Source organism: Micromonospora sp. NPDC023966 (assembly GCF_040639095.1).
Taxonomy (GTDB): domain Bacteria; phylum Actinomycetota; class Actinomycetes; order Mycobacteriales; family Micromonosporaceae; genus Micromonospora.
Genome location: NZ_JBEZZJ010000002.1, coordinates 270,830 through 285,347 on the forward strand (window position 1 = coordinate 270,830; position 14,518 = coordinate 285,347).

The window sequence follows — 14,518 nt, forward strand, 5'->3', positions numbered from 1 at the left end:
TGTGGCAGGGGCGGCCCGGATCGCGGTCGCCGGTCGTCGGCACGACCGGCGCCGATCACCGGAGGAAGGCGTCGAAGACCTCCGCCGTTCGCCTGCCGTCGTGGTTCTCACGGACGTAGCGGGGCCCCTCGGCGGCAAGGGCGATCGCCGCGGGACGGTCGTCGAGCAGCGACTCCATCGTCTTGACCAGGGTGGTGGGCGTGGCGTTGGCGATCGGTGGTCGTACGCCGACCGCACGGTGCGCTCCCTCGCTGAGGTAGGCCACCACCACCTTCCCGGCGGCCATCCCCTCGCAGGAGAAGGTGCCGTAACTGCCGATCACGAGCTGGTCGACGACGATGTCGGCGTCCTGCACGTATCGACGCATCTCGGTGTACGGCAGGCCTTCCACCAGCCGCAACTCGATGATCCGCCGGTCGTGCAGCTCCTGCAACGCGGGCAGCAGCCGATCGGTGCCCTTGGTCCAGCGGTTGGACGGGGCGTGCAGCACCACGGGCCGGGACCGTTCCAGCACCGGCCGGTCGCAGGCCCACCCGTCCACGTCGACCACCAGGGGCGCCCAGGTGGCGAAGGGCACGTCGTCCAGCAGGTCGGGAGTGGTCACGAAGAGCGGCAGGCCGCTCTCCTCGGCGGTACGCCGGTTCTGCTCGGCCACCGTGGTGAGCCGCTCCCGCAGGTCGTCCGGGGCGTCCCGGAACGCCGATTCGGCGTGCCGCTCCAGGTGTGCGCCGGGATGGCGGATCTCGCTGCCGTGGGCGAGCAGCGCGACCTTGATCCGGGCCCGGCGCAGGGCGGGCAGGTCGGCCGCGATGTCGTCCCCGTTGACCCGGCCGAGCACCGGGCGGAAGGCGTCGACGATCAGGTGGGTGTAGCCACCGAGCACCCGGCGGATGCGGTCCAGTTGCACGTCCAGCTGGTGCTCGGCCGGGAAGTGGAGGTAAAGGTCCGCCGGGTGCCGGAAGGTGGCCGGCGGCTTGGCGACCACCAGCTCGATGCCGACGTCCGGGCGGGCGGCGCTGATCGCGGCCGCCAGGGCGGAGAGCTGACCGGCGTAGTTGGCGGTGCCCAGGCCGAGTCGGACCGGTGCCGAGCCGAGCGCCCGCCAGGGGCCCGGCGTGCCGGCCTCGACCGGAGCGACGGGCGGCGCCTCGTCCGTCCGGTCCGCCTCGTCCACCGCGCGCCCCCACGCCCGCTCGACGGCCTTCGCGAAGGACGGGACCGAGCCGGGGACGAAGAGTTCGCCGGCGCGGCGGCGGGCGAGGTGCTCCCGCACCGCGCGGGTGTTGCCCGCCACGACCGGCAGCCCGGCCGCCAGGTACACGTCGAGCACGGCGGGCACCAGCGGCGCCTCGCCCCCGGCCTCGGCGAACCCGAGCACGGCCAGATCCGCCGAGGCGAGGAACTCGGGCGTCAGCCGGCGGGGCCGGGGCACCTCGTGCACCCGCCGTCGCGCCTTGCCGGCGCGGCGTACCAACTCCCGCACGGCCGCCTGCTCCGCGTCGGTTCGGACCAGGGCCAGGTGGAACTCCGGCAACCGGGCCAGGGCGTCGATGACACGGCCCAGCGCCCGGTCGTCCGCGATCCCGCCCGCGTGCACCAGCAACGGCGTGGTGGCGGGCAGCTCGCACACCTCGCGTACCGAGGGGGTTTCCCAGGGCCGGTCCCCGGCGGCGGCCCGGCGGAGCGCGATGCGCCACCGCCGGGGGATCCGCCGTCCTACCGCGGAGACCGTCCGCCGCACCGGCGCCGGGCTCATCGCAGTGCCGACTCCACGTCGCTGCCGCTCGGCGCGACCGACACCACCTTGCCGTCCGAGGCGGACTCCAGCAGCCCCGCGGCGACCTGCACGGTACGCAGGCCCTGCCGCAGCGTGACGATGTCGCTCTGCTTGCCCTCGACGGCGTCGCGGAAGCGCTCGTGCTCGACCAGCAGCGGCTCCCGCTTCGGGATCGCGTACCGGACCATGTCGCCCTCGGCCACGCCGCGGAACGCGCGCAGCGCCTCCCACTCGGTGTCGATGGCGGCGTTGGCATAGAAGGTGAGGTCGGCGGTGAGCGTGTCGGCGACGAAGCAGCCCTTGTCACCGGTGACCACGGTGGACCGCTCCTTGAGCGGGCTCAGCCAGTTGACCAGGTGGTTGACCATCGTGCCGTCGGAGAGCTGGCCGACCACGGCGACCATGTCCTCGTGCAGCCGGCCGCTGCGGGAGACGGTCCGGGCCGACACCGAAACGTATTCCCGGCCGGTCACCCAGGCGGTCAGGTCGATGTCGTGGGTGGCCAGGTCCATGACCACGCCGACGTCGGCGATCCGGTGCGGGAACGGGCCCTGGCGCCGGGTGACGACCTGGAAGATTTCGCCCAGCTCGCCGGCCTCCAGCCGGGTACGCAGGCTCTGCAGCGCCGGGTTGTAGCGCTCGATGTGCCCGACACCGGCCACCAGGCCGGCGGACTCGAACGCCTCCACCAGCTTGGTGGCGGCTTCGACGGACTGGGCCAGCGGCTTCTCGATCAGCGCGCAGACGCCGTTGGCGGCCAGCTCCAGGCCAATCCGCTCGTGCAGCGCGGTCGGGCAGGCGACGACCGCGTAGTCGACGCCCAGGGCCAGCAGGTCGGACAGCTCGGGAACGACCGGGGCGCGGAGCGTGCCGGTCACGTCGCCGGCCGGGTCGACCACGCCGACCAGCTCGACGCCGTCCAGGTTGGACAGCACGCGGGCGTGGTTGCGGCCCATCGCGCCCAGGCCGATCAGGCCGGCGCGCAGCTTGCGGCTCTCACTCACCGGGCACCCCCGGCCAGGTTCGCACCCTCGGCGATCCGCTCCAGGTCGGCCGCGCTCAGCGACGGGTGCACCGGCAGCGAGACGACCTCGGCGGCGGCCCGCTCGGTCTCCGGCAGGTCCCACGGGCCGGGCTTGCCGTCGGAGTCCAGGTAGGGCTTGAGCCGGTGGATCGGGGTCGGGTAGTAGACCGCGTTGCCGATGCCCAGCTCGGTGAGGCGGGCCATGGCCGCGTCCCGGTTGCCCTGCACCCGCACCGTGTACTGGTGGTAGACGTGCTTGGCGGCGTCCGCCACGGGCGGGGTGACCATCCCGGTGATCTTCGAGTCGAGGAACTTGGCGTTGGCCCGCCGCTGCTCGGTCCACTCGGCCAGCTGGGTGAGCTGCACCCGGCCGATGGCGGCGGCCACGTCCGTCATCCGCATGTTGGCGCCGACGATCTCGTTGGCGTACCGCTGCTCCATGCCCTGGTTGCGCAGCAGCCGCAGGGTGCGGGCCAGCTCGGCGTCGGCGGTGGTGACCATGCCGCCCTCCAGGGCGTGCATGTTCTTCGTGGGGTAGAAGCTGAAGCAGCCGGCGGTGCCGAACGCGCCGACCGGGGTGCCGTGCAGGGTGGCCCCGTGCGCCTGGGCGGCGTCCTCCACCACGGCGAGGCCGTGCCGCTCGGCGATCGCCATGATCTGGTCCATGGCGGCCGGGTGGCCGTAGAGGTGGACCGGCATGATGGCGACGGTGCGCGGGGTGACCGCGGCGGCGACCGCCTCCGGGTCGACGCAGAAGCTGCCCGGCTCGATGTCCACGAAGACCGGCTCGGCGCCGACCAGCCGGACGGCGTTGGCGCTGGCGGCGAAGGAGAACGAGGGCACGATGACCTCGTCACCCGGGCCGAAGCCGAGCGCCATCAGGGTGAGCTGGAGCGCCGAGGTGCCGGAGTTGACGGCGACGCAGTGCCGGCCGGCGACCAGGTCACCGAACTCCTCCTCGAACGCCGCGACCTCGGGGCCCTGCACGACCCGGCCGCTCCGCAGCACCCGGACAGCCGCCTCGATCTCGGCCTCACCGATGATCGGTCGTGCTGGGGGAATGAACTCTGGGTGCGGCCCGACCATGGGGCTTCCTCCTGTCGACACGGTTCTCAATTCGGGGGACGGTTTGGGGGGATGGTAGCGGTTGCTGCCGGAAACAACCCGGTCGCAACCATTGTCCGACCAGTTGTGTCCTGATGTTCATGATCGACTGGCACACCGCGCCGGGGACCGGGGGTCAGACTTCCACCTCGTCGCGGACAGGCCCCAAGCATGCTACCCGGAGGGCCGCCACGATCGCGGAGGCCAGTCGGGGCACCTCCTCGAGCTCCAGCGGCGCCCGGGAGATGGCCATCCGCCAGTAGACCGGACCGACGATCAGGTCCACCGCGGCGCGCCGGTCGGTGTCCGGGGAGAGTTCCCCGCGCTCGACGGCCCGGCCGATCAGGATCCGGCCGACGGCCTGCTGGTAGTCGTCCAGGGCGGCCTGGAGCTTCTCCGCTATCTGCGGGTTGCGGGCCGCCTCGGCCAGCAGGTCCGGGATGATCTGCGAGGCCAGCCGGTGGCGCAGCGCGCGGGCCATCACGTGGAGCAGGATCTCCAGGTCGCCGAGGAGGCTCCCGGTGTCCAGCAGCGGCAGGTTGCGCCCGGCCGCCGCCGAGACCATGTCGAGCACCAAGTCGAGCTTCGACCGCCAGCGGCGGTAGATCGCGGTCTTGCTGACCCCCGCCCGGCGGGCCACCGCCTCGATGGAGAGGCGGCCGTAGCCGACCTCGGCCAACTCCTGCATCACGGCGGCGCGGATGGCACTGGTTATCTCCCCGCGCAGCACCGCCGCGCCGGCCGGGGCACGCCTCTTCTCGGTCGTCACGTGGGACAATGTAGCGCAACGACGCTACGGTTGCGTCCCGACGTGTTTTGGACTACCTTCCACGCAGCAGCGAGGCACCCTCCCCGGCCGGCCACGCTAGATTTCAACGCCGCGACACATCCCAGCTCCCCATCGGCACGAAAGATCGGAGCGCCTTGACCATGGCCAACACCGCGGTGGCCGACCCCGAATCCGGGCTGACCCGGGCCCAGCTCGCCCAGCGGTACGGGCTGCGGGTCGCCGGGGAACGCCCGCCTCTGGCCGAGTACGCCCGCCGGCTGTGGGCGTACCGACACTTCATGACTGCGTACTCGCGGGCGAAGGTCGCGTCCTCGCTCAGCAACACCCAGCTCGGGCAGCTCTGGCAGGTGCTGACCCCGCTCACCAACGCGGCGGTCTACTACCTGATCTTCGGCGTGATCCTCTCCCAGCACCGGAACGTGTCGAACTTCATCGCGTACCTCTGCACCGGCGTGTTCATCTTCATGTTCACCCAGACCGCCGTGCAGAACGGCACCAGCGCGATCACCGGCAACCTCGGCCTGATCCGGGCCCTCCAGTTCCCCCGGGCCGCGCTGCCGATCACGGTCACCCTGGTGCAGCTCCAGCAGCTGCTCATGTCGATGGTGGTGCTGGCGGGCATCGTGCTGGTGACCGGTGAGCCGCTGACCTTCCGCTGGTTCCTGATCGTGCCCGTGCTGCTGCTCCAGACGATCTTCAACGTCGGGCTGACCATGGTGATGGCCCGGCTCGGCGCCAAGGTCACCGACCTCAAGCAGGTCATGCCTTTCGTGATGCGGACCTGGCTGTACGCCTCCGGCGTGCTCTACCCGGTCTCGCTGTTCCGGGAGCACCTGCCGAACTGGGCCGCCAACCTGCTCGAGTGCAACCCCCCGCTGATCTTCATCGAGCTGGCCCGGCATGCGCTGCTCGAGTCCAACCAGGAGAACCTGGTCACCTCGCCCGGCCGGCTCTGGCTGCTCGCCCTGGGCTGGGCGGTCGTCATGGGCATCGGCGGATTCGTCTACTTCTGGCGCGGAGAAGAGGAGTACGGCCGTGGCTGAGCAGACCCAGCCGGCGGGCAACGCCGTGGTGGACGCGGGACGGGTCCCCACCGTCGTGGTGGACGACGTGCACGTGATCTACAAGATCCACAAGGGCGCCACCGGGGGCACGAGCCCGGTCTCCGCCCTCAAGCGCATCGTGTCCCGGACCAGCGCGCCGAACATCCGTGAGGTGCACGCGGTCAAGGGAGTGAGCTTCACCGCCTACCAGGGTGAGGCCATCGGCCTGATCGGCAGCAACGGCTCCGGCAAGTCGACCCTGCTGCGGGCCATCGCCGGGCTGCTCCCGCCGGCCCGGGGCGCGGTCTACACGCTGGGTCAGCCGTCCCTGCTCGGCGTGAACGCCGCCCTGCTCAACGACCTCTCCGGCGAGCGCAACGTGGTGCTCGGCTGCCTGGCCATGGGCATGCCGCCGGAGGAGGTCAAGCGGCTGGCACCGGAGATCATCGAGTTCTCCGGGATCAACGAGCGGGGCGACTTCGCCTCGCTGCCGATGCGCACCTACTCCTCCGGCATGGGCGCCCGGCTGCGCTTCGCCATCTCCTCGGCGAAGAAGCACGACGTACTGCTCATCGACGAGGCGCTGGCCACCGGCGACCGCAAGTTCCGGGTCCGCAGCGAGCAGCGGGTACGGGAGCTGCGCGACAGCGCCGGCACGGTCTTCCTGGTCAGCCACTCCATCGGCTCGATCCGGGACACCTGCGAGCGGACCATCTGGCTGGAGAGCGGCGTCCTGAAGATGGACGGCCCCACCCAGGAGGTCTGCGACGCCTACGAGAACCAGAAGTAGCCGCCCGGAGCGCACCGGTCCCGGGTTCGCCCGGGTCGGTGCGCTCCGTCGTACGCGTTAAGGTTCTCCTCGGCGCCGACCAAAGTTCACCACCCGGTCACCGACGCGCAAACCCCTCATCCACCGCAGAAGTGAGGAACGGCAATGACGCAGGACCGCACCCCCGCACCGGACGCCGCGCCGGCGAGCCCGGCACCCTGGCGCCCCTCGCGGACGGTGGCCGTGATCCTCGCCGGGGGGACCGGGACGCGTCTCGGGCTGGGCATCCCGAAGCAGCTGCTGAAGATCGCCGGTAAGCCGATCATCGAGCACACCCTGGCGGTCTTCGAGGCCGCGCCGGAGATCGACGAGATCATCGTGCTGATGGCGGCCGGTCACGTGCCCGACGCCGAGCGGATCGTCGCCAACGCGGGCTTCCGCAAGGTCAGCAAGGTGATCGAGGGTGGCGACACCCGCAACGACACCACCCGGATCGCGCTGGACGCCGTCGGCGAGGGTGACGTCAACATCCTCTTCCACGACGCGGTGCGCCCGCTGATCAGCACCCGGATCGTGCGCGAGTGCGTGAACGCGCTCTGGACCTACGCGGCGGTCGACGTGGCCATCCCGTCCGCCGACACGATCATCCAGGTCGACCAGGACGACTGCATCACCGACATCCCGGTCCGCGCCACCCTGCGCCGCGGCCAGACCCCGCAGGCCTTCCGCTCCGGCACCATCCGCGAGGCGTACCGGCGGGCCGAGGGCGACCCGGACTTCGCCGCCACCGACGACTGCGGCGTGGTGCTGCGCTACCTGCCCGGCACGCCGATCAAGGTGATCGACGGCTCGGACGAGAACATCAAGGTCACCCACCCGGTCGACGTCCACCTGGCGGACAAGCTCTTCCAGCTCGCCGCCGCCCAGGCGCCCAAGGTCAGCGACCACCGCAGCTACACCGAGGAGCTGACCGGCCGGACCATCGTGGTCTTCGGCGGCAGCTACGGCATCGGCCACGACCTCACCGAGCTGGCCCGCCGCTACGGCGCCCAGGTCTTCCCGTTCAGCCGCTCCACCACCGGCACCCACGTCGAGCGGGCCGAGGACGTGTCCGCCGCGCTGAAGACCGCCTTCGAGGCGACCGGCCGGATCGACCATGTGGTGGTCACCGCCGGGATCCTGGAGAAGGGCGCGCTGGCGGAGATGGACGAGGAGACGATGGACCGCCTCCTGCACGTCAACTTCGTCGGGCCGGTCACCATCGCCCGGCAGTCGCTGCCGTACCTCCAGCAGACCAAGGGCCAGCTGCTGCTCTACACCTCCAGCTCCTACACCCGGGGCCGGGCGCGCTACGCGCTCTACTCGGCCACCAAGGCGGCACTGGTCAACCTGACCCAGGCACTCGCCGACGAGTGGGCCGAGTTCGGCGTACGGGTCAACTGCGTCAATCCGGAGCGCACCGCCACCCCGATGCGCACCAAGGCGTTCGGCGAGGAGCCCGAGCACACCCTGCTCTCCGCCGAGGCGGTCGCCCAGGCCTCCCTGGACGTGCTGATCTCCGAGCTGACCGGCCAGGTGATCGACGTCCGCCGGGCGCCCGGCGAGCCGGTCGCGGCGGTGCCCGCCCAGCCGGGCACGCACCCCGGAGAGCAACTGCCCACCGGCGTCAACGCCTGATCAGCGGGACGGGACACGAGCCAGATGCGTGGTGACCTGGTCCGGAAGCTGCTCGCCCGGGTGCTGACCACCGGGCTGGCGGTGCTGGCCTTCCTCGTCGTGGCGCTCACCGGGGCCACCGGGTGGGGGCTGACGCTCGCGGTTGCCGGGCTGGCCGCCGCCGCCTGGGAGCGCCGGGTCCGGCCGACCGCCGACGGCCTCGCCGAGTCGGTGCTGATCGCCGCCGGCATCCTGGTCGGCTACGCCCGCCGGCTGGACGCCGGCTTCGACCCGGCGCTGGCCGCCACCGCACTGGTCCTGCTCGGCCTGGTGCTGCTGGTCGGGCCGCTGCGCGACGCCGGCGCGCTGGAAATCCGGGCGGCCAACCTGCCGGTCCGGTCCTGGACCCCGCTGGTCACCGCCCGGCTCGGCGACGCGCTGCTGGTGCTGCTCGCCCTGGTGGCGCTCGCCGCCGGCCTGGCCCTGCCCGCCTGGGTGGCCCTGGCCGCCGCGCTGCTGGTCGGGGCGGGCTGCGGCGCGGTCGGCCTCGACCTGGCCCGGCGCCGGTTCCGGCCGCCGGCCGGCGGCGGCCCGGTGGGCCGGGCGCTGCGCCGGCACCAGCCCGAGTTCCTGCTCTACTTCTCCGCCCCGCCCGGCTCCGAGTACCAGGTCACCATGTGGCTGCCCTACCTGGAGCGGATCGGCCGGCCGTTCCTGGTGCTGCTGCGCGAGCCCGAGTTCCTGCACACCGTGGCCGCCGCGACCCGCGCGCCGGTCGTCTTCTGCCCCACGCTGAAGACCATGGACGAGGCGCTGGTGCCGAGCCTGCGGGCGGCCTTCTACGTCAACCACGGCGCGAAGAACAGCCACTGCATCCGCTTCTCGCAGCTCACCCACGTCCAGTTGCACCACGGCGACAGCGACAAGGCGCCCAGCGCCAACCCGGTCTCGGCGATCTTCGACAAGATCTTCGTGGCCGGGCCGGCCGCCATCGAGCGGTACGCCCGGGCCGGCGTCGAGATCCCCGCCGAGAAGTTCGTCGTGGTCGGCCGCCCCCAGGTGGAGGCCATCGAGGTACGCCGGGAGCCGACCCCCGGCCTGGCCCACCCGACGGTGCTCTACACCCCCACCTGGACCGGGCACCACGCCGACGCCAACTACTGCTCGCTGCCGGTGGCCGAGACGGTGATCCGCCGGCTGCTCGACCGCGGAGCGACGGTGATCCTGCGGGCGCACCCGTACACGGCGCAGAACCCGGCCTCCGCGCGGCAGCTGGCCCGCCTCACCGAGCTGCTCGCCGCCGACCGGGCGAAGACCGGCCGGGCGCACCTGTGGGGCGCGGCAGCCGGGCGCGAGCTGACCCTCACCGAGTGCGTCAACCGCGCCGACGCGCTGGTCGCGGACGTCTCCGGGGTGATCTCCGACTGGCTCTACTCCGGCAAGCCGTACGCGGTCACCGACATGGGCGTCGACGGGGAGCACTTCGTCGAGCGGTTCCCGCTGGCCGGTTCCGGCTACGTGCTGCGCCGCGACATGTCCAACGTGGACGAGGTGCTCACCGAGCTGCTGGACACCGACCCGAAGGCGGCGGCCCGCTGGGCCACCCGGACCCGCTACCTGGGTGACTTCCCGGCCGATTCGTACGCTGAGGTGTTCCTCGACGCCGCCCGCCGGCAGCTCGCAGCGGACTGGACCGCGCCGGCCCCGCGGGAAGGCTCGCCGCTCTCCCCCACCGCCTGACCGGCGCTCAGAGGTACGGGTCGAGGAGGGCGAGCACCGCCGCCGGGTCCTCGACGTGCGCGTTGTGGCCCAGCCCGGGCAGGGTGGCGACCGGGACGCCCAGCTCCTTGAGGTGCGCGTCGCTCACCATCGGGTCCTGCTCGCCCCGGGCCAGCAGCACCGGGACGTCGGTGGCGGCGAGCAGCGCGGGCAGCCGGGGCTCGCCCACCGCGAAGGCGGCCGGGTCCATGGCCAGCCGCCAGCGGCCGTCCTCGCGGCGCAGCCCCGCCTCCACCACGGGATGGTCGGGGGCGAACAGCCCGGCCAGCCCGAAGACCCGCAGGTAGCGCCGGGCCGCCTCGTCCCGGGTGGCGAACCAGGTCACCGGGCGGGCGGCCAGCTCGCGGGCCTTCTCCAGGTCGGCCGGGGACCAGACGGCCTTGATGCCGAGCCCGACCACCGCGTCGACCGGCAGGCGCCGTGACCGGGCGGCCAGCGCCAGCGCCACCACCCCGCCGAGCGAGTGCCCGAGCAGCACGAGCCGGTCGCGGGGGCCGAGCCGCTCGGCCACCGGGCCGAGCCCTTCGAGCACCCGACGGGCCAGCTCCTCGAAGGAGTACGCGGACAGCGGCGGCGACCAGCCGTGGCCGGCCAGGTCGGGGGCGAGCCAGCGCCCCGCCCAGTGGCGCTCCAGCAGCGGCGCCCACGGCAGCCACACCTCACCGGTGGCGCCCATGCCGTGCAGAAGCAGCAGATGGCGGGTACCCGTCGCGTCGCCCATAGGGCGCAGTGTGCCACCGGACGGACAGCATGCGCGAGAGCGGACAGCCGGCGCGACGACGTCGGGCACCGGCTCGGAGGAGCCGGTGCCCGACGGGAGGGGTTCGATCAGGCGGAGTAGCCGCGGGTGGCCGCCCAGTTCGCCAGGTCGATCGTGGTAATCCAGTACGCCGGCAGCGCCGGGTTCGCCGAGTCGGCGATCCGCACGGTCCGGCCGTCGTTCTTGTAGCCGACCACCGCGATGTAGTGGCCGCCCGGGAACGAGTGCCAGCCGCCGTCGGTGTCGGTGGCGTCCCCGGCCACGTTGACCACCACGCCCCGGCCGTCGGTGATCGCCTCGACCACGTCAGCCTGGAGCTGGTCCATCTCGGCCGGGCTCGCCGAGCCGCCGAACATGTGGGTCCGGTACGGGTTGCCCTTGACCATCTGGTTCAGGCCCCGGGTGGTGTCCTCGGCGGAGTTGGTGCCGCTCTCGGTGGTGCCGAGGGGGCCGGCCATCGCCTCCTGAGTGGTCTCGACGCCGCTCGCGCTGAGCGCGTTCCGCACCGCGGCCGGGCCGCAGTTCCAGTAGGTGGTCTGCGCCTCGTAGTCGTAGTCGAGCACCTTGGTTGACGGCGGCTTCGGCTTGGCCGGGCGGGTGGTGTCCGGGTCGGTGCTGGCCGCCTTGACGGCGGACTTCGCAACCGACGGCGACGCGCTCGGCGAGGCGGACGGCGACGGGACGGCGACCCGGGCCTCACCCCGGGTGGCGACCTCACCGAGCCGGGAGCCCAGCTCGGCGACGGCGGCGGTGTTCTCCCGGACCGGGGCGTCGTCGGTGGCGGCGACGGCGGCGCCGGTGCCGCCGGCCAGCACGAGTGCCACGGCCGAGCCGGCGAGGATCTGGTACGGGCGTTCGGTCACGAGGCGCCGCAGCTGGCGCTTCAGGTGGTGCTTCACGGGTTCTTCCTCCACGGTGCGTGAGCGGCGCACACCGGCCCGACGCGCGGAGGAACTCACGCGCGTTGGCGGGGCGGGTCTGCCGCGGAAAGGGAGCGCCCGGGGGCCGGGCGATCGGGTCGGTTGCCGGGGTCGGTCGCCGTCAGGCGAGCGCCGGCACCGGGATGCCGTGGAGGCGGGGGGACGAGCGGGGGGTGGTGAGCACGGGGAATGGCACTCCTTCCGTGACCGCCGACCGGGTTAGCTGACGGATTCGGGCGGGAAGTACGCCCTACCGCAGGCCGTGGCCCGCGGATTCACCCCGGTGTTGCTGTGGGTCCCCGGTTCGTGGAAGCACGATTAGGCGGGTCGGCGCGGCGTCGCCACTTGCGATCGAAAACCGCTCCGGACGCGCCGACACTACCGGTGGGTACCTCGCCTGCCAAGCGCTCCCACCTGCTTAAACCTCGTGCACCACTACGGATATCGGAACAGTCGGTCACTGACTTCACTCAATGGGACGAGCAGTTACGGCGGCACCGTCCGGCGGAAAGCGGACATCCGGTGGCGACCTGCCCTGGAATTGCGGGGCCAATAGGCCGGCCTGACCTCGATGACCGTTTCCGGCGGACGGGTGACCGGGCTCACGGAATTCGGGTAACGATTCGGCCGAGATCCCGTGGGTGCGAGCCGGATCGGGCCAGGCGTCAGCCGACCCGGGCGGGGCGCCAGCGCGCGCCGGACACGGCGGCCGACCCCTGGACCGGGATCCGCACCGTCGCCGCCTCGTCCCGCCCCTTCACCGGTGCCGCGGCCTCGTCGGCGCGGGCGGGGCGGAGCGCGGCGGTCGCCGCGTACGCCTCGGCGGCCAGGGTGCGGGCCGCCTCGGCGGCCGACTCGGCGTCCCGCCAGGCCCGCCGCTCCCGCTCGGCGGCCGCCGCCCAGCCGGCCCGACGGCCCTCGCGTACCGCCCGGGCCAGGACGATCTCCTGCTCGGCCGGGTGCCGGCGCGGGTCCCACCCGTTGCGGTGGGCCAGCACGTCGGCGAGTTGCCGGGCGGTCAGGTAGCCCCGCCAGTGCGCCGTCATCGCGGCGTGGTGCAGCCAGCGCTCCCGGGCCGCGTACTCGGCCGGCGTGCGCGGGGTGTGCGGCGCGGGCAGGGCGGCGGCGCCGGCGAATCGGCGGGCGGCCGCCTCGGCCTCGTCGTACGCCCGCCAGGCCCGCTCGGCCTCGTCCTGGACGGTCAGCCACTGCTCCCGCCGCCGGCGGGCGGTCTGGGCGGCGCCGGCGGCGGCCACCGCCACCTCGTCGGCGTACCGGAGCAGATCGGCCCGGCGGGCGGCCTCCTCGGCAGCGGGGTCGGGAGCCGGGTCGGACCCGTCGTCCCGTTCCGGGCGGGCGACCAGCACGGCGAGCACCCCGAGGGCGAGCACGAGCAGGGCCGACCAGATCGCGGCGGCCTCGGGGACCTCGGTCAGGAAGTGATAAAGAACGGTCTGCGGCATGGTCGGCACCTCACAGAGAGAACGTGGCGGAGAGGTGTCCGCACGACCCGTGGGAGCGGCGGGGGCGCACCGGGGAAAGGGTGCCGCCGGGCCGCCGACGGGCGGGTGCGGGGGTGAGGTTCGGTGGGTGCGGCGGGCGCGGGCCGATGGCCCACGGGGGCGTCAGCCCGCGGGCGGGGCCCGGGAGCCGACGGTCGCCGGGACCAGCCCGGCCAGAACGAGCGGCCGGTCGGCCGGGCGGGTCATGGCCCGGAGCGCCCCCACCGACCCCAGCCCACCGGCCGACACGGCCGGCCGGTCGACGGCCTCGTCATCCCGGAGGATCCTGGGGGCAGCCTCGACGGCAACGGCCCGGAGGGCCAGGCCATCGACGGAGGCCGCCACGGTAGGTGCCACCGGTGCGGTGGCGGCCCCGCCGATCGGCAGCGTCGCCGCGCCGAACGAGCAGGCGACGAGCACGGCCAGGCTGGCCAGCATCCGGGCGGTCCAGCGCGCCACCCACCACAAGGGACAGGTGAGCGCGATCGGCAGCACGGGTACAAACTACCGCCGATGCCACCACATCGCACCGTCGCCGGGCGTGTCGCACCGCCCCGGAAGCGCGGCACCGGCCAGGGTGGACGAGCCGCCGGGCGCGGGGTGCCGCGAGGTCGGGGCCGGCTCGGCCCGGGTCGCCCCGCTGCGCGAGCGGATCAAGCAGGCCGTCCGCGGCCCGGTCCGTCGACTGCTGAAGCGCTGATCCTCGTACGCCTGTTCGATCGGCGGGGTAGGATCGGCGGGTGTCCGACGTCGCGTACCAGCCCTCGATGCTCGACTTCGCCGAGCAGGGCCCGACGCTGGGTCCGCTCGCCGGCCGGCTCCGTCGGCACGAGCTGAGCCGGGGCGCCTGGGTCGACCACCTGCCCGGCTGGGTGGCGGGCTCCGACGCGGTGCTCGACACGCTGCTGCACGAGGTGCCGTGGCGGGCCGAGCGCCGCACCATGTACGACGCCGAGGTCGACGTCCCCCGCCTGCTCTGCTGGTACGGCGCCGGGCGGCCGCTGCCCCACCCGGTGCTCACCGCGGCGCGCGACACGCTCACCCGGCACTACGCCGCCGAGCTGGGCGAGCCCTTCGTGACCGCGGGCATGTGCCTCTACCGGGACGGCCGGGACAGCGTGGCCTGGCACGGTGACACCCAGGGCCGCTCCGCGCACACCGACACCATGGTGGCCATCGTCTCGTTCGGCTCGCCCCGGCCGCTGCTGCTGCGCCCCCGGGGCGGCGGCGGGACCAGCCTGCGCTTCCCGCTCGGCCACGGCGACCTGGTGGTGATGGGCGGCTCCTGCCAGCGCACCTGGGAGCACGCGATCCCGAAGACGGCGCGGCCGGTCGGCCCCCGGGTCAGCGTCCAGTTCCGCCCCGCCGGCGTGGCCTGACGCCGAGCCGGCCCC

14 protein-coding genes and 1 riboswitch are annotated in these 14,518 nt (G+C 73.4%); of the genes, 6 read left to right on the forward strand and 8 right to left on the reverse strand.

Features of this window, described 5'->3' with window-relative positions; genetic code table 11:
• Window positions 1-55 precede the first annotated feature (55 nt).
• The 4 genes from AB0F68_RS05360 to AB0F68_RS05375 all read right to left on the reverse strand — a co-directional run bounded on the left by AB0F68_RS05360 (window position 56) and on the right by AB0F68_RS05375 (window position 4,674).
• Complete coding sequence (locus AB0F68_RS05360) at window positions 56-1,756, reverse strand: glycosyltransferase (RefSeq protein ID WP_357333121.1); 1,701 nt, start codon at window positions 1,754-1,756, stop codon at window positions 56-58.
• The gene (locus AB0F68_RS05365) at window positions 1,753-2,781 is read right to left on the reverse strand and encodes a Gfo/Idh/MocA family oxidoreductase (RefSeq protein ID WP_357333122.1); all 1,029 of its coding nucleotides are present in this window, start codon (window positions 2,779-2,781) and stop codon (window positions 1,753-1,755) included. The genes AB0F68_RS05360 and AB0F68_RS05365 overlap by 4 nt, the downstream gene beginning before the upstream one ends.
• Window positions 2,778-3,887 carry a DegT/DnrJ/EryC1/StrS family aminotransferase gene (locus tag AB0F68_RS05370; RefSeq protein WP_357333123.1) on the reverse strand — a complete coding sequence of 370 codons (1,110 nt, stop codon included), beginning with the start codon at window positions 3,885-3,887 and terminating at the stop codon, window positions 2,778-2,780. Before AB0F68_RS05370 ends, AB0F68_RS05365 begins: the two co-directional genes overlap by 4 nt.
• A 154-nt stretch (window positions 3,888-4,041) precedes the next feature.
• The gene (locus tag AB0F68_RS05375) at window positions 4,042-4,674 is read right to left on the reverse strand and encodes a TetR/AcrR family transcriptional regulator (protein WP_357333124.1); all 633 of its coding nucleotides are present in this window, start codon (window positions 4,672-4,674) and stop codon (window positions 4,042-4,044) included.
• Between the two features lie 161 nt (window positions 4,675-4,835).
• Here AB0F68_RS05375 and AB0F68_RS05380 point away from each other — a divergent pair, with 161 nt between their 5' ends.
• The 4 genes from AB0F68_RS05380 (at window position 4,836) to AB0F68_RS05395 (ending at window position 9,903) form a co-directional block, all read left to right on the forward strand.
• A complete protein-coding gene (locus tag AB0F68_RS05380; RefSeq protein ID WP_357333125.1) occupies window positions 4,836-5,738 on the forward strand; it encodes an ABC transporter permease in 903 nt (300 codons plus the stop codon).
• Window positions 5,731-6,528, forward strand: a complete 798-nt coding sequence (locus tag AB0F68_RS05385) for an ABC transporter ATP-binding protein (protein ID WP_357333126.1) — start codon at window positions 5,731-5,733, stop codon at window positions 6,526-6,528. Before AB0F68_RS05380 ends, AB0F68_RS05385 begins: the two co-directional genes overlap by 8 nt.
• A 144-nt stretch (window positions 6,529-6,672) precedes the next feature.
• Complete coding sequence (locus tag AB0F68_RS05390) at window positions 6,673-8,184, forward strand: bifunctional cytidylyltransferase/SDR family oxidoreductase (RefSeq protein ID WP_357333127.1); 1,512 nt, start codon at window positions 6,673-6,675, stop codon at window positions 8,182-8,184.
• A gap of 24 nt (window positions 8,185-8,208) precedes the next feature.
• Window positions 8,209-9,903: a CDP-glycerol glycerophosphotransferase family protein gene (locus AB0F68_RS05395; protein ID WP_357333128.1), complete on the forward strand. Its 1,695-nt coding sequence runs from the start codon at window positions 8,209-8,211 to the stop codon at window positions 9,901-9,903.
• Between the two features lie 7 nt (window positions 9,904-9,910).
• Here the strand turns inward: AB0F68_RS05395 and AB0F68_RS05400 are convergent, their stop codons facing one another.
• The 4 genes from AB0F68_RS05400 to AB0F68_RS05415 all read right to left on the reverse strand — a co-directional run bounded on the left by AB0F68_RS05400 (window position 9,911) and on the right by AB0F68_RS05415 (window position 13,619).
• The gene (locus tag AB0F68_RS05400; protein WP_357333129.1) at window positions 9,911-10,663 is read right to left on the reverse strand and encodes an alpha/beta fold hydrolase; all 753 of its coding nucleotides are present in this window, start codon (window positions 10,661-10,663) and stop codon (window positions 9,911-9,913) included.
• 107 nt (window positions 10,664-10,770) lie between these two features.
• Window positions 10,771-11,601: a C39 family peptidase gene (locus AB0F68_RS05405; protein WP_357333130.1), complete on the reverse strand. Its 831-nt coding sequence runs from the start codon at window positions 11,599-11,601 to the stop codon at window positions 10,771-10,773.
• A gap of 214 nt (window positions 11,602-11,815) precedes the next feature.
• Window positions 11,816-11,957, reverse strand: a riboswitch (cyclic di-AMP (ydaO/yuaA leader).
• 330 nt (window positions 11,958-12,287) lie between these two features.
• Window positions 12,288-13,085, reverse strand: a complete 798-nt coding sequence (locus tag AB0F68_RS05410) for a hypothetical protein (RefSeq protein WP_357333131.1) — start codon at window positions 13,083-13,085, stop codon at window positions 12,288-12,290.
• Between the two features lie 162 nt (window positions 13,086-13,247).
• Complete coding sequence (locus AB0F68_RS05415; protein ID WP_357333132.1) at window positions 13,248-13,619, reverse strand: hypothetical protein; 372 nt, start codon at window positions 13,617-13,619, stop codon at window positions 13,248-13,250.
• A gap of 46 nt (window positions 13,620-13,665) precedes the next feature.
• On the opposite strand from AB0F68_RS05415, the gene AB0F68_RS05420 reads away from it, so the two are divergent.
• Together AB0F68_RS05420 and AB0F68_RS05425 are read left to right on the forward strand one after the other, a co-directional pair.
• Window positions 13,666-13,824, forward strand: a complete 159-nt coding sequence (locus AB0F68_RS05420) for a hypothetical protein (protein ID WP_357333133.1) — start codon at window positions 13,666-13,668, stop codon at window positions 13,822-13,824.
• 40 nt (window positions 13,825-13,864) lie between these two features.
• The gene (locus AB0F68_RS05425; RefSeq protein ID WP_357333134.1) at window positions 13,865-14,503 is read left to right on the forward strand and encodes an alpha-ketoglutarate-dependent dioxygenase AlkB; all 639 of its coding nucleotides are present in this window, start codon (window positions 13,865-13,867) and stop codon (window positions 14,501-14,503) included.
• Window positions 14,504-14,518 lie beyond the last annotated feature (15 nt).